The sequence below is a fragment of the Streptomyces sp. NPDC086023 genome (genome assembly GCF_044540325.1).
Lineage (GTDB): Bacteria > Actinomycetota > Actinomycetes > Streptomycetales > Streptomycetaceae > Streptomyces.
The window spans coordinates 95,977-118,000 of sequence record NZ_JBITRX010000012.1; the positions used below are offsets into that span (position 1 = coordinate 95,977).

Genomic DNA, 22,024 nt, shown 5'->3' on the forward strand with positions numbered 1-22,024 from the left:
ACCCGCAGCCTAAGCGCTCGCGGGTCCGGCGAGAGGACCGGTCGGGCGACGGCCCGTACCGGCGGTAACTTTCCCCGCGGGCCCCCTACCCATGAGTACGGAGCTGCTCTACGCTCCACCGTGCCAGTGATTGCTGGCAGAGTCGCGAACTGCGGGAGGGCGGCGGCATGGCCGAGCGCGAGCACGTACGAGTGGCGGTGGTCGGATCCGGATTCGGCGGCCTGGGGGCGGCCGTCCGGCTGCGCCGCGAGGGGATCACCGACTTCGTGGTGCTGGAGCGCGCCGGCTCCGTGGGAGGCACCTGGCGGGACAACAGCTACCCGGGCTGCGCCTGCGACGTCCCCTCCCACCTCTACTCCTTCTCCTTCGCCCCCAACCCCGACTGGCCCCGCACCTTCTCCGGTCAGCCGCACATCCGCGCCTACCTGGAGCACGTGGCCGACACCTTCGGCCTGCGCCCGCACATCCGCCTGAACCACGAGGTCCGGATGATGCGCTGGGACGCCGAGGAACTGCACTGGGAGATCGAGACCTCGGACGGCGACCTCACCGCCGACGTGGTGGTCTCGGCGACCGGGCCGCTCTCCGACCCGAAGATGCCCGAGGTCCCCGGCCTCGCGGACTTCCCCGGCAAGGTCTTCCACTCGGCCCGCTGGGACCACGACTACGACCTGCGAGGCAAGCGCGTCGCGATGGTCGGCACCGGCGCCTCGGCCATCCAGATCGTCCCGGCCGTCGCGCCCGACGTCGAGCGGCTGACGCTCTTCCAGCGCACCCCGCCGTGGGTCCTGCCGCGCACCGACCGCGCCATCACCGGCGTCGAGAAGTGGCTGCACCGACAGCTCCCCTTCACCCGCGCCGCCCGCCGCGGACTCCTGTGGGGCATCCGGGAACTCCAGGTCAGCGCCTTCACCAAGCGCCCCAACCAGCTCGGCTTCATCGAGGCCCTGGCCAAGTCCAACATGGCCCGGGCGATCAAGGACCCGCAGCTGCGGGCCAAGCTGACCCCCGACTACCGCATCGGCTGCAAGCGGATCCTGCTGTCCAGCGAGTACTACCCGGCGCTCGCCCGGCCCAACGTCGACCTGGTCGCCTCGGGCCTGAAGGAGATCCGGGGCTCGGTGCTCGTGGCCGCGGACGGCACCGAGACCGAGGTCGACGCGATCGTCTTCGGCACCGGCTTCCACGTCACCGACATGCCGATCGCCGACCGCGTCGTCGGCGCCGAGGGCCGCACCCTCGCCGAGGAGTGGAAGGACGGCATGCAGTCGCTGCGCGGCGCGACCGCGGCCGGCTTCCCGAACTGGATGACGATCATCGGCCCCAACACCGGGCTCGGGAACAGCTCGATGATCCTCATGATCGAGTCCCAGCTGAACTACATGGCCGACTACCTGCGCCAGCTCGGGGTGCTGGGCGGGCGGGTGGCGCTCGCCGCCCGCCCCTCCGCCGTGCACGCCTGGAACCGCAGGGTCCAGGACCGCATGAAGCGGACCGTGTGGAACACCGGCGGCTGCACCAGCTGGTACCTCGACGCCGCGGGCCGCAACACCACCGTCTGGCCCGGAACGACCGGCGAGTTCCGGCGCGAGACGCGGACCGTCGACCTGGGCGAGTACGAGATCGTGCGCGTCGGCAAGCGGGTTCCGGCCCAGGCGGCAGCGCCCGCGCGGACCGCTGCGAAGGCCCCGGCCGAGACCGCGAAGGAAGCGAAGGACCCCGCCGGGACCGCGAAGGAAGCCAAGGCCGCCGGGACCGCCAAGGCCGCCGGGACCGCGAAGACCGCCGGGGAGGCCTCCGCATGAGCCGCCTCATGCACGTCACCGCCGGTCCCTACGCGCCCCCCGCCGCCCGCCGCGAGCTGGTGGTCACCTCCCGCGACGGCGCCCGGCTGCACGCCGAGGTGCACGGCCCCGAGGACGCCCCGGCCGTCGTGCTCGCCCACGGCTGGACCTGCTCCACGGCCTTCTGGGCGGCGCAGGTACGGGCCCTGTCGGCCACCCACCGGGTGGTCGCCTACGACCAGCGCGGCCACGGCCGCAGCCCCGCGTCCCCGGGCCGGTACGGCACGGAGGCCCTGGCGGACGACCTGGCCGCCGTACTGAAGGCCACCCTCGCGCCGGGAGAGAAGGCGGTGCTCGCCGGCCACTCCATGGGCGGCATGACCCTGATGGCGGCTGCGGACCGCCCCGAGTTCGCCGAGCACGCCGCCGCGGCCCTGCTCTGCAGCACCGGCAGCTCCCGGCTGACCGCCGAGGCGCTCGTGCTGCCCCTCAGGGCCGGCGCCCTGCGCACCCGCGTCACCCGGACCGTGCTCGGCGCCCGCGCCCCGCTCGGGCCCGTCACGCCGGTCGCCAGGAAGGTGCTCAGGTACGCCACGATGGGCCCGGGCTCCTCGCCGGACAAGGTCGAGGCCTGCGCGCGCATCGTGCACGCGTGCCCGACCGGCGTCCGCCACGGCTGGTCCCAGGTGCTGGCCACCCTCGACCTGGACGCGGGGGTACGGGCGCTCCGCGTGCCCACGGCCGTGCTCGGCGGCACCGCCGACCGGCTCACCCCCATCACCCACGCCCGCTCCCTCGCGGAGCGCCTCCCGGACTGCGCCGGCCTCACCGAGCTGGCCGGCATGGGCCACATGACCCCCGTCGAGGCCCCCGAGGCCGTCACCGGCCGGATCGCCGAACTCGCGAAGCTGTACGTACCCGCCAAGGAGGAGACGCCGTGAGCGCACGCAGGAGTCTGGAAGGCCAGGTCGCCGTCGTCACCGGAGCCGCCCGCGGCGTCGGTGAGCTGCTGGCCCGCAAGCTGTCGGCGCGCGGCGCGAAGGTCGCGCTGGTGGGGCTGGAGCCCGCGGCGCTCAAGGAGGTCTCCGAGCGGCTGGCGACGGACAGCGACCACTGGCACGCCGACGTCACCGACCACGAGGCCATGGCCCGCGTCGCGCAGGAGGTCAAGCAGCGCTTCGGCAAGGTCGACATCGTGGTCGCCAACGCGGGCGTCGCCGCGGGCGGTCCGTTCGCCGACTCCGACCCCGACGCCTGGCGCCGGGTGATCGAGGTCAACCTGATCGGCGGGGCCGTCACCGCGCGGGCCTTCCTCCCCGTACTGATGGAGAGCCGCGGCTACTTCCTCCAGATCGCCTCGCTGGCCGCCATCACCCCGGCCCCGATGATGACGGCGTACTGCGCCTCCAAGTCCGGCGTCGAGGCCTTCGCGCACAGCCTGCGCGCCGAGGTCGGCTACAGGGGCGTGCGGGTGGGCGTGGGCTACCTGTCCTGGACCGACACCGACATGGTGCGCGGGGCCGACCAGGACGACGTGATGCGCGAGCTGCGCCAACGGCTGCCCTGGCCGTCGAACCGCACGTACCCGCTCGGGCCGGCCGTGGACCGGATCGTCGCCGGCATCGAGCGGCGCTCCGCGCACGTGTACGCGCAGTGGTGGCTGCGCGGCATGCAGTCGGTGCGCGGCTACCTGCCGGGCATCATCGCCACCGTCGGGCAGCGGGAGATGCGCCGCTTCGAGCCGCGCCTGGGGAACGTGCGCAAGGGCCTGGTCGGCGCCGGGGGTGCGGCGGACGAGCAGGAACGCACGACCACGCACTGAGCACCGCCCGGCGGGCCCGTACGACACGGCCCGAACGGCACGACCCGCGGAGCGTGGACCGGATCCCGGTCCGCGCCCCGCGCGCTTCAGGGGGACCGCGGCGGGAGCGCGGGCCGGCGGCGGTCCGGGACGTCGCTGTAGCCCGGCGGCACCGAGGCGGGGGTGCGCTCCAGCAGTTCCAGCGCCAGGTGCACGGCGTCGTCGAGCTGCGTGTGCCGGCCCTCCGCCCAGTCGAGCGGGGTGCGCTGGACGGAGAGGTCCGGCTCGACGCCGTGGTTCTCCACGCCCCAGCCGTACTCGTCGAACCAGGCGGCGTTCATCGGCACCGTGATGACCGTGCCGTCGCCCAGGGTGTGCCGTCCGGTCATGCCGACCACGCCGCCCCAGGTCCGCTGGCCGACCACCGGGCCGAGCCCGAGCAGCCGGAAGGCCGCGGTGATCATGTCGCCGTCGGAGGAGGTGGCCTCGTCGGCGAGGGCGACGACCGGGCCCCGGGGCGAGTTGGAGGCGTACGAGACGGCCTGGGCGTCGCGGGTGAGGTCCCAGCCCAGGATGCGGCGGGTGAGCTTCTCGACCACCAGCTCGCTGATGTGGCCGCCGGCGTTGCCGCGCACGTCCACGATCAGCGCGGGCCGGGAGACCTCCATCCGCAGGTCGCGGTTGAACTGGGCCCAGCCCGAGCCGCCCATGTCCGGGATGTGGAGGTAGCCGCACTTGCCGCCGCTGACCTCGCGGACCACGGCCCGGCGCTTGGCCACCCAGTCCTGGTAGCGCAGCGGCCGCTCGTCGATGAGCGGCACGACCGCCACCCGCCGGGAGCGGCCCTCGCCCTCGGCCGGCTGGAAGGTCAGCTCGACGGTGGTGCCGCCGGCCGCGGCCAGCAGCGGGTACGGGCCGGTCACCGGGTCGACGGGGCGGCCGTCGACGTGGGTGAGGACGGCGCCCTCGCGGATGCCCGTACCGGCCAGCGGGGACCGGGCCTTGGAGTCGGACGAGTCGCCGGGCAGGATCCGCGAGACCACCCAGCCCTCCTCGCGCGGCACGAGGTTGGCGCCGAGCAGGCCCATGGCCCGCTGGTAGTGCGGGGGACCCTCGTTGCGGCGGGCGGCGGCCACGTACGCGTGCGAGGTGCCCAGCTCGCCGAGCACCTCGCGCAGCAGGTCGGCGAACTCGTCGGGAGAGGCGACGCGTTCGACCAGCGGCCGGTACTGGGCCAGTACGCCGTCCCAGTCGATCCCGCACATCTTCGGGTCCCAGAAGTACGCCCGGATCAGCCGCCCGGCCTCCTCGTACGCCTGCCGCCACTCGGCGGCCGGGTCCACCTCGTGCAGGATCCGCCGCAGGTCCAGGTAGACGGTGGAGTCCCCGTCGCCGGACTCGGTGGCGGGCACGGCGCGCAGGTCGCCGTCGTCCACGACGACGAGGCGGGTGCCGTCGCCGCTGACCGCGAACCAGTCGAGGTCGCCGACGAGTTCGGTCTTGCGGGCCTTGGTGATGTCGAAGTGCTCCAGCGAGGGCTTGCCGGAGGTGTCGGCCGGGTTGGCGAAGGTCTCGCCCAGCGCGCCCGAGATGGGCCACCGCATCCAGACCAGGCCGCCGCCGCTGACCGGGTACAGGGCCGAGTACTTGGAGGCGGTCACCGGGAAGGGGGTGACCCGGTTCTCCAGCCCCTCCACCTCGACCGTCACCGTGCCGTCGCCTCCCTCGCTCTCGGTCGGGTCGAGCCCGCCCGCCGCCGGCCGGCCGTCGGGCAGCAGCGCGAAGGGGGAGGGCGTGGCGGAGGAGAGCGGGACGAGGTACGGGCGGCAGCCCAGGGGGAAGGAGAGGTCGCCGGTGTGCACGTCGTATACCGGGTCGAAGCCGCGCCAGGAGAGGAAGGCCAGGTAGCGGCCGTCCCGCGTGAAGACCGGGTTCTCGTCCTCGAAGCGGCCGTTGGTGACGTCCACGATGGTGCGGGCGCCGGGCCCGGCGATCCGGGCCATCTTGATCTGGCGCAGGGACCGGCCGATGCCCGGGTGGGACCAGGTCAGCCAGGCGCCGTCGGGGGAGAACGCCAGGTCCTTCACGGGGCCGTTGATGGACCTGATCAGCTCGGTGGCCTCGCCGGTGGACTCCTCCGTGGCGTCCAGGAGGAGCAGCCGTCCGTCGTGCGCGGCCACCGCCAGCCGCTCGCCGTCCGGGTCGGCGACCAGCTCCAGGACCCGGCCCAGGTCCCCGGAGGCCAGCCGCCGCGGTTCGCGGTGGCCGCTGGCCCGGGGCAGGTACGCGATCTCGATCGCGTCCTCGCCCTCGGCGTCCGTCACGTACGCGACCTGGCCGCCCGCGCCCAGCATCTCGGGCAGCCGCACCCGCACGCCCGGGGTGTCCGCGATGGTCCTGGCCGGCCCGTCGCGGTGGGTGAGCCAGTACAGCGAGCCGCGCACGACCACGGCGCTGGCCCGCCCGGTGGCGTCCACGGAGAGGGAGTCGACGTGACTGGCGGCCGGCACCGAGTACGTACGCCGCCCCGTGCGCGCGCCGCCCAGCCGGACCGCCAGCCTGCGCGGCTCCGCGTCCGGTTCGAGGGAGTCGACCAGCCACAGGTCCCCGGCGCACTGGTAGACCACGCGCCGCCCGTCGCTGGAGGCGTGCCGGGCGTAGAACTCGTCGTGGTCCGTGTGGCGCCGCAGGTCGGTGCCGTCGGGAAGGCAGGAGTAGAGGTTGCCGATCCCCTCGTGGTCGGAGAGGAAGGCGATCCGCCCGGCCACGAACATCGCGCAGTCGAGGTGGCCGCCGAGGTCCGGCAGCAGCTGCTCGCCGTGCAGCCACAGCCGACCCGTGGCCCCGCCGCGGTAGCGCTTCCACGCGGCCGGCTCGTGCGGGGGCTTGCCGGTGAGGAGCAGGGTCTTGCGCTCGCCGTCCGTCTCGGCGACCGCGATGTCGGAGACGGGGCCCCAGGGCAGGCGCTTGCCGGGGCTGCCGTCGGTGGCCTGGGTGTAGGCCCAGGAGAAGTACGAGAAGGGCTGGCCGTGCGAGGAGACGGCGAGGATGTCGCTCCGGCCGTCCTTGTCCGGCGGGGTCCAGCCGCAGACCCGGGTGTCGGTGGAGCCCCAGTGGCTCAGCCGCCGGGCGGTGCCGCCGTCCACCGGCACCAGGTGGATCTCGGGGTCGAGGCTGCGCCAGGTGGTGAAGGCGATGTGTGACCCGTCCGGGGAGAACCGGGGATGGCCGATGCGGGTGCGGTCGACGGTGATCCGCCAGGCCCGGCCGGGGGTCTCGCCCTCGGGGACCAGGGGGGCGACCCACAGATCGTCCTCGGCGGCGAAGCACAGGAGGTCGTCGTGCAGGTGCGGGAACCGGAGGTACGCGACGTCGTGACTCACCCCCCAATGCTTTCCGCGCCAGGGGGGCCCGGCAACTCGTACAGACGAACGCGTGATGCGAACGCGCGTGCGGTCAGGCGGGGGCGGGTGCGTGGTCGAGTCGGCGTCGGAGCGGCGTCGAGGCGTGACGGAGCCCACCTCAAAAGCGAAACGAAACGGTTTCGTTTCGCGAGCCCGCGGGGGTATGGTCTTAAGAGTACGGAACGGTTTCGTTTGGATGGGAGTCCGGAACGATGGCGGACACGAGCGCCTCACGGCGCAGCCGGATCACCCCCGAGCGGGAGGCCGAGCTGCACGAGGCGGTACTGGACCTCCTGCGCGAGGTCGGGTACGAGGCGCTCACCATGGACGCCGTCGCCGCACGTACGAAGTCCAGCAAGGCCACCCTCTACCGCCAGTGGGGGAGCAAGCCGGAGCTGGTCGCGAAGGCCCTGCGCTGCACCCAGCCGGTCTCCCTCCGGGAGATCGACACGGGCTCGCTGCGCGGCGACTTCGCGGTGATGGTCGAGAAGTCCGACGACGCGCAGATGGCCAAGGACACCGCCCTGCTGCGGGGCCTGGCCCACGCGGTGCACGAGAGCCCCGAGCTCCACACCGCACTGCGCGAACTGCTCATCGAGCCCGAGATCACCGGCCTGGACGCGATGCTGCGCCGGGCCGTCGACCGGGGCGAGGTGGCCGGGGACTGTCCCGCCCTGAGGTTCGTACCGCACATGCTCATCGGCGCGTTCATCGCGCTGCCGCTGATGGAGGACCGCACGCCGGACCGCGCGTTCCTCGCCGATTTCATCGACTCCGTGGTGTTCCCCGCCCTCGGCGTCTGACCCAGCACCTTCCCCTGAGGACCACCTGACACGCCGCTCTCGTCGTCGGGCCGGCTTCCGCATGCCCTGATCCGCACCACGACCTGAACGGGAGAACCACCTCGTGGCCACCTTCCTCTACCGCCTCGGCAGGGGCGCCTTCCGGCGCCGCCGCCTCGTCGCCCTCGTCTGGGTGGCGCTGCTGGTGCTCGCCGGCTTCGGCGCCGCCTCGGCCGCCACTCCGACGTCCAGCTCCTTCTCGATACCCGGCACGGAGGCCCAGAAGGCCTTCGACCTGCTGGAGAAGCGTTTCCCCGGCTCCCGCGCCGACGGCGCCACCGCCCGGGTCGTCTTCAAGGCACCCGACGGCAAGAAGATCACCGACCCGGCCGCCAAGGCCGAGGTGGAGAAGGTCGTCGCCGACCTGAAGTCCGGCTCGGACCAGGTCGAGCGCGTCGTGGACCCGTACCAGGGCCACGCCGTCAGCCAGGACGGCAAGACGGCCTACGCGCAGGTGACGTACAAGGTCAGCGGCATGGAGCTGACCGACGACACCCGTGAGGCCCTCAAGGAGTCCGGCAAGGAGGCCCAGGCCGCCGGCCTGAAGGTGGAGATCGGCGGCGACGCGCTGATGTCCGTGCCGGAGAGCGGCCCGGGCGAGGTCGTCGGCGTCGTCGTGGCCGGCATCGTCCTCGTCATCACCTTCGGCTCGCTGGTCGCGGCCGGACTGCCGCTGCTCACCGCGCTGCTCGGTGTCGGCATCGGCGTCTCGTCCATCACCGCCCTGGCGAACGTACTGGACCTCGGCAGCACCACCTCCACCCTCGCGATGATGATCGGCCTCGCGGTCGGCATCGACTACGCGCTCTTCATCGTCTCCCGCTACCGCGCGGAGCTGGCCGAGGGCCGCGAGCGCGACGAGGCCGCCGGCCGCGCGGTCGGCACCGCGGGCTCGGCCGTGGTCTTCGCCGGCCTCACCGTGGTCATCGCCCTGGTGGGCCTGGCCGTGGTGAACATCCCGATGCTCAGCAAGATGGGCTTCGCGGCCGCCGGCACCGTGGTCATCGCCGTCCTGGTCGCCCTCACCCTGATCCCGGCGATGCTGGGCTTCGCGGGCCGCCGCGTGCTGCCCATGGGCACCAAGAGCCGGCTCTTCGGGGGCGGCAGGGAGAAGTCCGCGGCCGCCGCGGAGAAGCCGAACATGGGCACCCGCTGGGCCCGCTTCGTACTGCGCCGCCCCGTGATGGTGCTGCTGGCCGGCGTCATCGGCCTGGGCGTCATCGCCGTACCGGCGAGCAAGCTGGAGATGGGCCTGCCGGACGACGGCGCGCAGCCGGTCTCCACCACCCAGCGCAAGGCCTACGACATGCTGTCCGACGGCTTCGGCCCCGGCTTCAACGGCCCGCTGCTGGTGGTCGTGGACGGCAACAAGGCCGCCGCCGACCGCACGGTCGAGCAGATCAAGGACCTGAAGGGCGTGGTCGCGGTCACCCCGCCGACCCTCAACAAGGCCGGCGACACCGCGATGATCACCGTGGTGCCGAAGGACCGCCCGTCCTCGCCCGAGACGGAGGACCTGGTCCACGGCATCCGCGACGCCAGCGGCGACGACGTGCTCGTCACCGGCCAGACCGCGATGAACATCGACTTCTCGCAGAAGATGAACGACGCGCTGCTGCCCTACCTGGCGCTCGTCGTCGGCCTCGCCTTCCTGCTGCTGATGGTGGTCTTCCGCTCGGTGCTGGTCCCGCTCAAGGCGGCCCTCGGCTTCCTGCTCTCCGTGGTCGCCGCCCTCGGCGCCGTGGTAGCGGTCTTCCAGTGGGGCTGGCTGGGCTCGCTGTTCGGCGTCGAGCAGACCGGCCCGATCATGAGCATGATGCCGATCTTCATGGTCGGCGTGGTCTTCGGCCTCGCGATGGACTACGAGGTCTTCCTGGTCACCCGGATGCGCGAGGCGTACGTCCACGGCGAGCGCCCGGGCCAGGCCATCGTCACCGGCTTCCAGCACGGCGCCCGGGTGGTCGTGGCCGCGGCGGTCATCATGATCGCGGTCTTCGCGGGCTTCATCGGCTCCAGCGAGCAGATGGTCAAGATGATCGGCTTCGGCCTGGCGGTGGCGGTCTTCTTCGACGCCTTCGTGGTCCGCATGGCCATCGTCCCGGCCGTGCTCGCGCTGCTGGGCCACAAGGCCTGGTGGCTGCCGGGCTGGCTGAACCGCCTGCTGCCGAACGTCGACGTCGAGGGCGAGGGGCTGCGCAAGCACCTCGGCGACGACGCCGCCCAGGGCCCGGGCGAGCCGGGGGCCGACGCGCAGCGGGAGCTGGTCGGCGTCTAGCGGCGGTGGCGGACTGCCGCCGCCGGAGCGCGCCCTCACGGACGGCCCGGTCCCATCGGGTCACGGACGGCCCGGTCGCACCATCGCGGTGCGGCCGGGCCCTTTCGTGTGCGGGGCGGACGCCGCGGCCCCGGGGGGCGCGGCACCCCGGGCCGCGGGCCCGGCCGCACCGGCCCGCAGCGCGGACCTCGGTGCGCCGGCACCGGTCGGCGAGACGGCGTACGTCCGGCGCAGGAAGCGGCGCAGTGCGGAGGTGTCGAACTGGACGACGGCCACGCCGTCGGGGGAGTGGAACTCGACGACCGCCTGCACCCGGCCGCACGGCCAGACCCGGACGTCACCGGTGCCGGTCGGGGCCTGGAGTCCGGTCTCCAGCAGGGTGCGGGCGAGCACCCACTCGTTCTCGGTGCCCTCGGGGGAGATCCCGGCGGGGAAGACGATGCGCACGGCGAGTGGCTCGTCCGGCAGGAACCGCAGGGCGACCGGGATCACCCGGTAGAGGGGATCGTCCGTCACGACCCGGCCGCGGACGCGCTCTTCGATCGGGGAACTCACGGATCGGGCTCCTCACACTCGCGGCATTTATCCCCAATGTCGCATATTTCAGGGGAAACGTTCCCTCGCTTTTTGGCATGTGGACGCTCTTGCCAGTCATTTGCAAGTGGGCCCTATCATCAGACGTTGCCCACGCGGAGGCAGAAGACACGCAGGAAGCGGAGCCCGACCATGCACGTCCCCGACGGATTCATCGACGCACCGGTCTCGGTGGCCGCGGGAGCGGTGGCCGCAGCGGCCGTCGCCGTCTCCCTCCGCGGTGCGCGCAGGGAACTCGGGGACACCGCCGGGTCCGGCGGCCTCGACGGGGAGCGGACCGCCCCGCTGGCCGGCCTCGTCGCCGCCTTCATCTTCGCCGTCCAGATGCTCAACTTCCCCGTCGCCGCGGGCACCAGCGGCCACCTGCTGGGCGGCGCCCTCGCCGCGATACTCGTGGGCCCCTACACCGGCGTGCTCTGCGTCTCCGTGGTCCTGCTGATGCAGGGCATCCTCTTCGCCGACGGCGGCCTCACCGCCCTCGGCGTCAACATCACCACGATGGGCGTCGTGACGGTCGTGGTCTCCTACGCCGTCTTCAAGCTGCTGGTGAACGTGCTGCCCAAGGGCCGCCGCTCGGTCACCGCGGCCGCCTTCGTCGGCGCCCTCGTCTCCGTGCCGGCCTCCGCGGCCTTCTTCACCCTGCTCTACGCCATCGGGGGGACCACCGACGTCCCGATCGGCAAGGTGCTCGCCGCCATGGTCGGCGTCCACGTGCTGATCGGCATCGGCGAGGCCGCGATCACCGCCTTCACCGTGGGCGCCGTGATCGCCGTACGTCCCGACCTGGTGCACGGCGCCCGCGGCCTGGCCACACGCCTCAAGCTCCGCGTCGGCGGCGAGCTGGTCGACGCGCCCGCCACCGCCCCCGCCCCCGCGGCCGCCCGCCCGGCCCGGAAGGTGTGGGCCGCCGGTCTGGTCACCACCCTCGTCCTGGCCGGATTCGTCTCCTACTACGCCTCCGCCAGCCCCGACGGCCTGGAGAAGGTCGCCGCCGACCAGGGCATCGACCGCAAGGTCGAGGAGCACGCCGCCGCGGACTCCCCGCTCGCCGACTACGGCGTCAAGGCCGTCTCCGACGCCCGCCTCTCCGGCGGCCTCGCCGGCGTCATCGGCGTCGGCGCCACCGCGGCCCTCGGGACCGGCGTCTTCTGGGTCGTCCGGCGCCGCCGCACCGCCGAAGCCCCGGCGGTCTGACATGGCCGCGGGCCACGCCCACAAGCTCTACCGGCACGGACACTCCGCCGTCCACGCCCTGCCGCCGCACTGCAAGCTCGTCGCCGTCCTCGGCTTCGTCGTGGTCGTCGTCGCCACCCCCCGCGAGGCGGTGTGGGCCTTCGCCCTGTACGCCGTACTGCTCGCCGGCGTGGCCGCGGCGGCCCGGATCCCCGCCGGCTTCCTGCTGCGCCGGCTGCTGATCGAGGTGCCCTTCGTCCTCTTCGCCGTCCTGATGCCCTTCGTGGCGCAGGGCGAGCGGGTCGAGGTGCTCGGCATGTCCCTGAGCGTCTCCGGCCTGTGGGGCGCCTGGAACGTACTGGCCAAGGGCACCCTCGGCGTCGCGGCCTCGGTGCTGCTGGCGGCCACCACCGAACTGCGCGAGCTGCTGCTCGGGCTCCAGCGGCTGAAGCTGCCGCCGCTGCTGGTCCAGATCGCCTCGTTCATGATCCGCTACGGCGACGTGGTCACCGACGAGCTGCGCCGGATGTCCGTCGCCCGCCGCTCGCGCGGCTTCGAGGCACGGGGCCCCCGGCACTGGGGGGTGCTGGCCAAGACGGCCGGCGCGCTCTTCATCCGCTCGTACGAGCGCGGCGAGCGCGTCCACCTGGCGATGCTCAGCCGCGGGTACGCCGGGACCATGCCGGTGATCGACCAGGTCACCGCCTCGCGCACGCAGTGGGCCCACGCGGCCGCACTGCCGGTGACGGCCCTGGCCGTCTGTCTGATGGGATGGACGCTGTGACTGCCCCGACCTCCGCCACCACACCCTCGCCCGCCACCGCGCCCTCCCTCGACGTGTCCGGCCTCGCCTTCGCCTACCCCGACGGTCACCAGGCCCTCTTCGGCGTCGACCTCGCCATCGGCCGGGGCGAGCGCGTCGCGCTGCTCGGCCCCAACGGAGCCGGCAAGACCACCCTCGTCCTGCACCTCAACGGCATCCTCGGCGGCGGCGTCGGCACGGTCAGGGTGGCCGGACTGCCGGTCGAGAAGAAGAACCTCGCCGAGATCAGGCGCCGGGTCGGCATCGTCTTCCAGGACCCCGACGACCAGCTCTTCATGCCGACCGTCCGCGAGGACGTGGCCTTCGGCCCGGCCGCCGCCGGACTGCGCGGCGCCGAGCTGGAGGCCCGGGTGACCGCGGCGCTGGAGCGCGTGGGCATGGCGGAGTTCGCCGGCCGGCCCCCGCACCACCTGTCCTTCGGGCAGCGCCGCCGGGTCGCCGTGGCCACCGTGCTCGCCATGGAGCCGGAGATCCTGGTGCTGGACGAGCCCTCGTCCAACCTCGACCCCGCCTCCCGCCGCGAGCTGGCCGACATCCTGCGCTCCCTCGACGTGACGGTGCTGATGGTCACCCACGACCTGCCGTACGCGCTGGAGCTCTGCCCGCGCTCGGTCGTGCTGAGCCAGGGCGTGATCGCCGCCGACGGCCGCACCCAGGACCTGCTGTGCGACGAGGACCTGATGCGGGCGCACCGGCTGGAGCTGCCGTTCGGCTTCGACCCCCGGTCGGTCGCCGTCCCGTAGCCCGCCGTCCTCAAGTTCCGGCGGGTGTGACGTGTGACGTACTGCGGCCCCGGAAGCAACGCGGGTCGTTTCACGTTGCACCATGTTGGTCGGCACCACCCGGGTGCCGAGTGGCACCAGGGAGCGGGACGTGGACGTCGACGTCCAGGGCAGCGTGGCGGCGGGCTTCGAACCCGTCAGGGACGCCTTCGTACGCAACTTCACCGAGCGCGGCGACCGCGGCGCGGCCGTCACCGTCTACCGCGACGGGCGCCCGGTCGTGGACCTCTGGGCCGGCACCCGCGACGCCGACGGCGGCACCGAACCCTGGACCGCGGGCACCGCGCAGATCGTGCGCTCGGCCACCAAGGGCGTCGCGGCCTCCGTACCGCTGCTCCTGCACCAGCGCGGGCTGCTGGACCTCGACGCGCCGGTGGGCGACCACTGGCCCGAGTTCAAGGCCGGCGGCAAGGAGCGGGCCCTGGTCCGGCACCTGCTGTCCCACCGGGCGGGCGTGCCGGCCCTCGACACCGGGCTCACCCCGGAGCAGGCCGCCGACGCCGAGCAGGCCGCGCGGGCCGTCGCGGCCCAGTCCGCCGCCTGGGAGCCGGGGGAGGCCCACGGGTACCACGCCCAGACCTTCAGCTGGCTGCTCGGCGAACTGGTGCTGCGGGTCACGGGCCGCACCCTCGGCCGGTGGCTGGCCGAGGAGGTCACGGGCCCGCTGGGGCTGGACTTCTGGATAGGCCTGCCGGACGAGGAGGCCCACCGGGTGGGCCGGGTCGCGGCCGTGGCACCGCCGCCGGTCGCCGCGGGCGGGCTGAAGACCCGGCCGAAGCGGAACGTCTCCGCCGCGTACGACGACCCCGACTCCCTCACCCGGCGCGCCTTCGCCGCGATCGACCCGCTGCCGGACGAGAACGCCCCGGCCTACCGCGCCGCCGAACTGCCCGCCTCCAACGGCATCGCCACCGCCCGTGCCCTGGCCCGGTTCTACGCGGCCACCTTCGGGGAGGTCGAGGGCGGCACCCGGCTCTTCACGCCGGAGACCACCGCGCTGGCCGGCACCGAGGAGGCCGCCGGCCCGGACCGCGTACTGGTCGTGAACACCCGCTTCGGCCCGGGCTTCATGCTGCACGGCCCGGCCTCGCCGCTGCTCTCCCCGGCCTCGTACGGGCACCCGGGCCGCGGCGGCTCCCTCGGCTTCGCCGACCCCGACGCGGGCATCGGCTTCGGCTACGTCACCAACGCCCTGGCGAAGTCCGTCACCGCGGACCCGCGCGCCCAGGCCCTGGTACGGGCCGTGAAGTCGGTGCTCTGACGGCGGCGCCGGGCCGGGCGCGGGACCGGCTCGGCCCGGTCCGGCAGGGCACGGCCCCACGGCCGATCCCGCCCGCAGCGCCGACCCCCCTCCGCTCAGCCGGCGCGGAGCACCTGCGCCACCAGCGGGCCGGCCGCCTCCGCGCCGTGCCCGCCGCCCTGGACGAACGCGGCCGCGGCCACGTCACCGCTCCACCCGGTGAACCAGCTGTCCGGGTTCACCGCCCCGTCGACCTCCGCCGACCCCGTCTTCGCCCCCTTCGGGCCGGCGACGGACGCCATCGCGGAGGCCGCCGTACCACTGGCCGCGGTCTGCTGGAGCATCCGCTTCAGCTGTGCGGCGACCGCCGGCTTCATCTGCCGCTCGGCGGTCGCGATCCTCCGGTCGCCCAGCTCCGCCGGCACGACCAGCGGCTGGCGGAAGACGCCCGTCTTGGCGGTGGCGAGCATCGAGGCGATGGTCAGCGGGTTCATCCGGACCTTCCCCTGGCCGATGTACTCGGCCGCCGCCTCCGCGCCCGTCACCTCGGGCACGTCGCCGTCGAAGCTGGCCACCCCGGTCTGCCACTCCAGCCCGATGCCGAAGACCTCGCGCAGCTCCCGCGGCAGCGCCGCGTCGTCGTCCACCCGCTTGATCTGCTTGATGAAGGCCGTGTTGCAGGAGCGGGCGAAGGAGGTGGCGAAGGTCTTCCCGGTCAGCGAGAAGCCACCCTGGTTGCGGAAGGGCTTGCCGTACCAGGACACCGTCCCGGGGCAGTCCGCCACCCGGTCCGCCGCGACCAGGCCCCGGTCCAGCAGCATGGCGGCCGTACCGATCTTCAGCGTCGAGCCGGGCGCGGTGGTGCCGAGCATCGCCGCATCGAAGCCGTCCTCGCGGTTGTTGGCCACGGCCAGCACGTCGCCCGTGCTGGGCCGGAGCGCGACCACCGAGGACGACCCGTGCGCCTTCACCGCCCGCTCGGCGGCCGCCTGCACCGTGGCGTCGAGGCGCGTCCTGATCGACCCCGGCCGGCCGGGGTCGAGGGTCAGCACGGTCCGCTTCGGCTGCTCCGCGACGGCCGGCTCGATCCAGAGCTCGGCCCCGCCCTTGCCGCCGGCCCCCGCGGAGTACCGGGCGCGCAGCTCGTCCAGGATCCGCCGCAGCGAGGGGTACTCCTCGGCGGTGAGCGGCCTGCCCGCGCGGTCCAGGATCCGTACGGGCGGCAGCGCGGGCTCCCCGGCCCGCAGCTTCTCGCCCTCGCGCAGCTGGGGGTGGATGACCGAGGGCACCCAGTCGACCAGCGGCTCCTTGCTGGTCAGCCCCCGGACCACGGTCAGCGAGGAGGCGTACTCCAGGGGTTTGCCGACGCCCTGGTACGAGACCCGCGCCCGCACGGTGAACGGCACCGTGGTGCCGCTGGGCTTCCCTGCCGTGATCACGGCCCCGGTGACGTGCGCCTCCGCCGCGTAGTCCCGGACGGCGTACTGGGCGGCCCCGGGGTTGTTCGTCAGGCTCGCCGCGGCGTGCTCGTCCCCGGCCGCCCAGGCGGCCAGAAAGGCCCTGGCCGTCCGCAGCGCCTCCTCCTCCCCGATCGGCCCGCCGCCCTTCGCGGCCCTCACCCCGGTCTCCGGGCCGGCATCGCCGCCGGCCAGGGAGTACACCCCGTACCCCGCCCCGCCGACCATGGCGAGGAACACCCCGCCGACGACCGCGGCCTTCCCCGCACCCCGCATCCCAAGCCCCTCCCCAGACGCTCCGCGAACGCGCTCGAAGCTACCCGGGGCCCGCGCGGAGGACCTGAGTACCGCTACTCAGATGTCACTCACCCCCAAGTCCCCCAGGTCCCCCAAGGCGATCGCCCGTGCCCGCGCCGAGGCCCGCACCGTCACCGTCGAGTTGCGGGCCCTCCCCCGGGGCGACTCCGTCCGTCCACCGGATCGAGGGTGTGGCGCCGCGTTCATCGTGCCGCTGGGCCTCCTCGCGGCGGCCATGCTGTGGCTCGGCGGGGTGTGCGTGGTGCCGTGGTTCCACGAGACCCGGCTGCGCAGGCACGGCGTGACCGTCGACGCGGAGAGGGCGGACGGACCCGGGCAGGTACCGCTACACGGACGCCACCGGCACGACGCGCGTCTTCGCCCACCGGAGCACCGCCGAGACCGTCCGGGTCGCCTACCCCCCGCGGGATCCGTCGGGCGTGCTCGTGCTCCAGGACCGGAACGACCGCATCCTCGGCATCGTCCTGGGCCCCGGCTTCATCTTCTCCTGGCTGGTCATCATGGCGTTCCCGATCTGGCGGTCATGATCCTCCAGGGCGCCGCTGCCCTGGACCCTCCGCGCGCGGCACCGGCAGAGCCCCGACGCCGTCACCGACGCCGGGGCTCCACGTCCCCCGCCCTAGACCCAGGTGTCGAACCACATGCGGTTGCGCCAGGCGTCCATCGGGAGGGTCTGGCCCGTGTAGATGGGCCAGAAGTAGATGAAGTTCCAGATGATCAGGAGGACCAGGACGCCGGTGGCGACGGCGCCCACGGTGCGGCGGCGTTCCGTGGCGCCCGGGGGGCCCAGGAGGGCGCCGGCCAGCATGGCGACCGCCAGGCACAGGTACGGGACGAAGACCACCGCGTAGAAGTAGAAGATGGTCCGCTCCTGGTAGTTGAACCAGGGCAGGTAGCCGGCGGCGAGGGCGCAGGCGATCGCGCCGGCCCGCCAGTCGCGGCGGAAGAACCAGCGCCACAGGACGTAGAGGAGGGCGAAGCAGCCCGCCCACCACAGCAGCGGGGTGCCGAGGGCCAGGACCTCGCGGGCGCACTTGGACGCTTCGGTGGCCGGGCAGCCGTCGGTGCCGGGGGCGGGGGACTCGTAGAAGTAGGAGACGGGGCGGCCGAGGACCAGCCAGCTCCAGGGGTTCGATTCGTACGTGTGGCCCGAGGTCAGGCCGACGTGGAAGCTGTAGACCTCGGTCTCGTAGTGCCAGAGGCTGCTCAGCCAGTCCGGGGCCCACCAGACCCCGCCCTGCTTGGCGGACCAGTCGCGGAAGTAGCCGCCCTTGCCGTTGTCCGGGCTGAGGATCCAGCCCGTCCAGGACAGTACGTACACGGCGAGCGCCACCGGGACCGTCGCCAGGAACGCCTTCGTGGCGTCCCAGAGCATGCGCCGGTACAGGGTGCCCGCGCCCGCCACCCGGCGGGCGGCCACGTCCCACAGCACGGTCAGGATGCCGAAGAAGGCCAGGACGACCGCGCCGTTCCACTTCGTGCCGAAGGCCAGGCCCAGGCACACGCCCGCGACCAGCCGCCAGGGCCGCCACCCCAGCCCCAGCGTCTCGGCGATCCGCGCGTCCGGCCGCGTCCGGCCCTCGTCGTCCACCGGCAGCGCGTCCGCGAGCCGGGCCCTGGCCCGGTCCCGGTCGACGAGCAGCGCACCGAAGGCCGCCAGCACGAAGAACATCAGCACCAGGTCCAGCAGTGCCGTCCGGCTCATCACCAGGTGCAGGCCGTCCACGGCCAGCAGCGCGCCCGCGAGGCAGCCGAGGAAGGTGGAGCGGAAGAGGCGGCGCCCGATCCGGCACAGCATCAGCACCGAGAGGGTGCCGAGCAGGGCGGTCATGAACCGCCAGCCGAAGGGCGTGAAGCCGAACATCCACTCGCCGAGGCCGATGACCCACTTGCCGACCGGCGGGTGCACGACGTAGCCCGGGTCGAGCGGCAGCGCGACGCCCGTCGGGTCCTTGATGATCAGCTTGTCGACGTCCTTGGGCCAGCTGGCCTCGTAGCCCTGCCGGATGACCGCCCAGGCGTCCTTGGCGTAGTACGTCTCGTCGAATATCACCGCCTTGGGGCTGCCCAGGTGCCAGAACCTCAGCGCTCCGGCGACCAGCGCGACCAGCAGCGGACCCACCCACGCCATGGCCCGGGCGATCCGCTCGCCGAGTGCGAGCGGCACGCCGACCGCCTGCCACAGCCCGGGCGAGGGCTGTGCGTACGGCGGTACCAGCCGGGTGCGCGCGTCGGCGGCGGCCGTGGGCGCGGGCACGTAGCCGAACCGGCGCAGGTGCCGCGGCCAGGAGGGCGTCTCGTCGCACGCCGGCGGGCCGGGCGGGGCCCCCGCGGGGCTGGGCTGAGGCGTCGCGGTACTGGTCACCGGGTCATCGTAGGGAACACATCTGTGTGAGACCCCCGATCGGGCCTGCGAGGATGGAGCGGTGACAGATCAGCAGCCTCCCGTCAGCCGTCCCCAGCCGTCGTCCGCCGGTGTCCTGGTGCTCGCCGGCACCCCCATCGGGGACGTGGCCGACGCGCCGCCGCGGCTCTCCGCCGAGCTGGAGACCGCGGACGTGATCGCCGCGGAGGACACCCGCCGGCTGCGCGGCCTGACCAGGGCGCTGGGCATCCACACCACGGGGCGCGTCGTGTCGTACTTCGAGGGCAACGAGTCGGCCCGTACGCCCGAACTGGTCGAGGCGCTGGAGGGCGGGGCCCGCGTGCTGCTGGTCACCGACGCCGGCATGCCGTCGGTCTCCGACCCCGGCTACCGGCTGGTCGCCGCGGCCGTGGAGAAGGACATCAAGGTCACGGCGGTGCCCGGGCCGTCCGCGGTGCTGACCGCGCTCGCCCTCTCGGGCCTGCCGGTCGACCGCTTCTGCTTCGAGGGCTTCCTGCCCAGGAAGGCCGGGGAGCGCCTGGGCCGGCTGCGCGAGGTGGCCGGCGAGCGCCGGACGCTCGTCTACTTCGAGGCACCGCACCGGCTCGACGACACCCTGGCCGCCATGGCCGAGGTCTTCGGCGCGGACCGCCGCGCCGCCGTGTGCCGCGAGCTGACCAAGACGTACGAGGAGGTCAGGCGCGGCGGCCTCGGCGAGCTGGCGGCCTGGGCGGCGGAGGGCGTGCGCGGCGAGATCACGGTCGTGGTCGAGGGCGCTCCCGAGACCGGGCCCGAGGAGCTCGACGCGGAGGAGCTGGTGCGCCGGGTGCAGGTGCGCGAGGAGGCGGGAGAGCGGCGCAAGGAGGCCATCGCGGCCGTGGCGGCCGAGGCGGGCCTACCCAAGCGGGAGGTCTTCGACGCGGTGGTGGCGGCAAAGAATGCGGCTCAGAAGGTGCCGTAAACGGGTAAAGGGCTAACCTGAAAAGCAAAGCTTAGGCCGCGCACCGGGCAGCTTGGGCATGAACGCCCCAAAGTCCGTCCATAACTCGACAGGGCCTGATGCGCTCCCGCCGGAACAGGCGTCCACTGGCTAGTGCCACCAGCGGACCAGAGGAGCTGGCATGAGTGAGATCGCAGACACCCCCGTCCCCGCAGCGGCCCCGGCCGCGGCACCTTCCGCCGGCGCCGGAATACACACGGTCCGCGAGGCCTATGCCTTCGCGTGCATGAAGTGCGGGTACGGCTGGGAGCAGTCGTACGAGATCGAGCACCACGTCGACGGCAAGGGCCAGCCGTTCATCATGTACACGGCGAACGGGGAACGGGTGCCCTCCCCGCTCTCCAACCCCACCTGCATGAACTGCGGCGGGCACGTGGTGCGGATCATGCGGGAGGGGCAGGTCTCCTCGGTCCTCGGCATGCTCGACCAGCTCTACCACGACCGCCGGATCGCCCCCGGGATCGCCGGGCCGGTCCCCGCGACGCTCGACGCGCACTCGCGCCACCCCGGCCAGCGCAAGTCGCCGCACGGCCCCAAGGGCCGCGGCGCCGCGCACTCGGCGGTCCCCGGGAAGCCGGCCGCCCACGACGCCCCCGGACCCGTGGCGCTCACGCCCGAGGACCGCGGCGAGCGCGGCGGCCTCCTGGCCCGGCTCAAGAGGCTCTTCCGCTCCTCATAAGATCGGCCGTATGAGCCCCAAGGACGCGATGCCCCCGCTGCCCGAGCCGCTTCGGGTGGCGGTGGCCGATTCCCACACCCACCTGGACATGCAGAAGGACGGCACCGTCGACGAGGCCCTCGCGAAGGCCGCCTCGGTCGGTGTGACCACGGTCGTCCAGGTCGGCTGCGACGTGAAGGGCTCGATCTGGGCCGCCGAGACGGCCGAGCGGTACGAGAACGTCCACGCGGCGGTCGCCCTGCACCCCAACGAGGCGCCGCGCATCGTCCTCGGCGACGCCGACGGTTGGTCGCGGCAGGGCGCCCGGCAGCCGGGCGGCGAGGCCGCCCTCGACGAGGCCCTGGCCGAGATCGAGCGGCTGGCCGCCCTCCCGCACGTCAGGGCGGTCGGCGAGACCGGACTCGACCACTTCCGCACCGGCCCGGAGGGCATGGCCGCGCAGGAGCGTTCCTTCCGCGCCCACATCGAGATCGCCAAGCGGCAGGGCAAGGCCCTCGTCATCCACGACCGCGAGGCCCACGCGGACGTCCTGCGGGTGCTGCGCGAGGAGGGCGCTCCGGAGCGCACCGTCTTCCACTGCTACTCCGGCGACGCGGAGATGGCCAAGGAGTGCGCCGAGGCGGGCTACTACATGTCCTTCGCCGGCAACATGACCTTCAAGAACGCGCAGCACCTGCGCGACGCCCTCGCCGTCGCCCCCCTCGACCTCGTGCTGGTCGAGACCGACGCGCCGTTCCTCACCCCCGCGCCCTACCGCGGACGGCCCAACGCCCCCTATCTCATTCCGGTCACGGTGCGCGCCATGGCCGAGGTGAGGGGCATCTCCGAGGACGAGCTGGCCGGGGCGCTCGCCGCCAACACCGCACGCGCCTTCGACTACTGAACGGGCGTGCGTGACACTCCGTGGTCGCGCCGCTTTGTCGAGTGACGAACCCTCCGCTAGTCTCCCGTGCCCGTCCCCAGCGGTGGGACCTGGACCGGTGGGAGCGCGTCGTGACGGATGGGCAGGGCAGTCACCGATCCCCCGCGGGGGGCACGGGAGCGGAGCCCTTCGGGACGGGTGACCCCTACGGGACCGGTGGCCCGCACGGGCCGGGTGATCCCTTCGGGCCGGCGGATTTCTTCGGGGCCGGCGACCCGTACGGGGCGGGCGACGGCCCCGCGCCGGGTACGCCGCACCCGCCCGCCGGCCCCTACGCGCCGCCCGCCGCCGCACCGGCCGGCTGGGGCGCGTACCCCGGGCCCCCGGTGGATCCGGCCGCCGACACGCAGACGGCAGTCCGCCCCGGGCCGTACCCCGGCGACCCCTACGCAGCCGCCCCCTACCCCCCGGACACCTACCCGGGGACGGACACGTACGCCCCCGCCTACGCCGCGGCCGCGCCCCCGCCCGGCGCCGGCACCGCCTGGAGCCCGCCGGACCCGCCCGCGGGGACGTACGGGACGACCGAGGCGTACGACGCGGGGGCCGGGTACGCGGAAGCCGG

At 73.7% G+C, this 22,024-nt stretch carries 16 protein-coding genes; 12 read left to right on the forward strand and 4 right to left on the reverse strand.

The genetic code is table 11. From position 1 onward, the window contains the following. The first annotated feature begins 167 nt into the window (after positions 1-167). The 3 genes from ACIF6F_RS23690 to ACIF6F_RS23700 are packed head-to-tail and all read left to right on the forward strand — an operon-like array spanning position 168 to position 3,606. On the forward strand, positions 168-1,805 hold the full coding sequence (locus tag ACIF6F_RS23690; protein ID WP_399949775.1) for a flavin-containing monooxygenase: 1,638 nt from the start codon (positions 168-170) through the stop codon (positions 1,803-1,805). Then, positions 1,802-2,725: an alpha/beta fold hydrolase gene (locus tag ACIF6F_RS23695; RefSeq protein WP_399949778.1), complete on the forward strand. Its 924-nt coding sequence runs from the start codon at positions 1,802-1,804 to the stop codon at positions 2,723-2,725. Before ACIF6F_RS23690 ends, ACIF6F_RS23695 begins: the two co-directional genes overlap by 4 nt. Continuing rightward, entirely contained in the window at positions 2,722-3,606 is an 885-nt protein-coding gene (locus tag ACIF6F_RS23700; protein WP_399949781.1) for an SDR family oxidoreductase, read from the forward strand. Before ACIF6F_RS23695 ends, ACIF6F_RS23700 begins: the two co-directional genes overlap by 4 nt. Positions 3,607-3,692: 86 nt before the next feature. Here the strand turns inward: ACIF6F_RS23700 and ACIF6F_RS23705 are convergent, their stop codons facing one another. Beyond that, complete coding sequence (locus ACIF6F_RS23705) at positions 3,693-6,968, reverse strand: S41 family peptidase (RefSeq protein ID WP_399949784.1); 3,276 nt, start codon at positions 6,966-6,968, stop codon at positions 3,693-3,695. A 233-nt stretch (positions 6,969-7,201) separates the two neighbouring features. On the opposite strand from ACIF6F_RS23705, the gene ACIF6F_RS23710 reads away from it, so the two are divergent. Together ACIF6F_RS23710 and ACIF6F_RS23715 are read left to right on the forward strand one after the other, a co-directional pair. After that, complete coding sequence (locus tag ACIF6F_RS23710; RefSeq protein WP_399949786.1) at positions 7,202-7,792, forward strand: TetR/AcrR family transcriptional regulator; 591 nt, start codon at positions 7,202-7,204, stop codon at positions 7,790-7,792. A 103-nt stretch (positions 7,793-7,895) separates the two neighbouring features. After that, the gene (locus ACIF6F_RS23715; protein ID WP_399949789.1) at positions 7,896-10,106 is read left to right on the forward strand and encodes an MMPL family transporter; all 2,211 of its coding nucleotides are present in this window, start codon (positions 7,896-7,898) and stop codon (positions 10,104-10,106) included. Between the two features lie 60 nt (positions 10,107-10,166). Here the strand turns inward: ACIF6F_RS23715 and ACIF6F_RS23720 are convergent, their stop codons facing one another. Continuing rightward, positions 10,167-10,661 carry an SsgA family sporulation/cell division regulator gene (locus ACIF6F_RS23720; protein WP_399949792.1) on the reverse strand — a complete coding sequence of 165 codons (495 nt, stop codon included), beginning with the start codon at positions 10,659-10,661 and terminating at the stop codon, positions 10,167-10,169. Positions 10,662-10,832: 171 nt separating this feature from the next. Here ACIF6F_RS23720 and ACIF6F_RS23725 point away from each other — a divergent pair, with 171 nt between their 5' ends. The 4 genes from ACIF6F_RS23725 (at position 10,833) to ACIF6F_RS23740 (ending at position 14,739) form a co-directional block, all read left to right on the forward strand. Beyond that, on the forward strand, positions 10,833-11,894 hold the full coding sequence (locus ACIF6F_RS23725; RefSeq protein ID WP_399949795.1) for an energy-coupling factor ABC transporter permease: 1,062 nt from the start codon (positions 10,833-10,835) through the stop codon (positions 11,892-11,894). Position 11,895: 1 nt separating this feature from the next. After that, positions 11,896-12,657, forward strand: coding sequence for a cobalt ECF transporter T component CbiQ (cbiQ, locus tag ACIF6F_RS23730; RefSeq protein ID WP_399949798.1), 762 nt, complete (start codon positions 11,896-11,898; stop codon positions 12,655-12,657). Continuing rightward, positions 12,645-13,439: an energy-coupling factor ABC transporter ATP-binding protein gene (locus ACIF6F_RS23735; RefSeq protein ID WP_399949802.1), complete on the forward strand. Its 795-nt coding sequence runs from the start codon at positions 12,645-12,647 to the stop codon at positions 13,437-13,439. The genes cbiQ and ACIF6F_RS23735 overlap by 13 nt, the downstream gene beginning before the upstream one ends. Before the next feature lie 82 nt (positions 13,440-13,521). Beyond that, positions 13,522-14,739, forward strand: coding sequence for a serine hydrolase domain-containing protein (locus tag ACIF6F_RS23740; protein WP_399949804.1), 1,218 nt, complete (start codon positions 13,522-13,524; stop codon positions 14,737-14,739). 95 nt (positions 14,740-14,834) lie between these two features. Here ACIF6F_RS23740 and ACIF6F_RS23745 read toward each other — a convergent pair whose 3' ends face one another. Next, a complete protein-coding gene (locus tag ACIF6F_RS23745) occupies positions 14,835-16,451 on the reverse strand; it encodes a penicillin-binding transpeptidase domain-containing protein (protein WP_399949806.1) in 1,617 nt (538 codons plus the stop codon). Positions 16,452-17,112: 661 nt separating this feature from the next. Beyond that, positions 17,113-18,858 carry a dolichyl-phosphate-mannose--protein mannosyltransferase gene (locus ACIF6F_RS23750; protein ID WP_399949809.1) on the reverse strand — a complete coding sequence of 582 codons (1,746 nt, stop codon included), beginning with the start codon at positions 18,856-18,858 and terminating at the stop codon, positions 17,113-17,115. Positions 18,859-18,919: 61 nt separating this feature from the next. Between ACIF6F_RS23750 and rsmI the strand changes: the two genes are divergently transcribed. The 3 genes from rsmI to ACIF6F_RS23765 all read left to right on the forward strand — a co-directional run bounded on the left by rsmI (position 18,920) and on the right by ACIF6F_RS23765 (position 21,420). Next, positions 18,920-19,819: a 16S rRNA (cytidine(1402)-2'-O)-methyltransferase gene (rsmI, locus tag ACIF6F_RS23755; protein WP_399949812.1), complete on the forward strand. Its 900-nt coding sequence runs from the start codon at positions 18,920-18,922 to the stop codon at positions 19,817-19,819. A gap of 160 nt (positions 19,820-19,979) precedes the next feature. Continuing rightward, on the forward strand, positions 19,980-20,537 hold the full coding sequence (locus ACIF6F_RS23760; protein WP_399949815.1) for a hypothetical protein: 558 nt from the start codon (positions 19,980-19,982) through the stop codon (positions 20,535-20,537). A gap of 10 nt (positions 20,538-20,547) precedes the next feature. Further along, on the forward strand, positions 20,548-21,420 hold the full coding sequence (locus ACIF6F_RS23765) for a TatD family hydrolase (RefSeq protein ID WP_399949818.1): 873 nt from the start codon (positions 20,548-20,550) through the stop codon (positions 21,418-21,420). Positions 21,421-22,024: the final 604 nt, after the last annotated feature.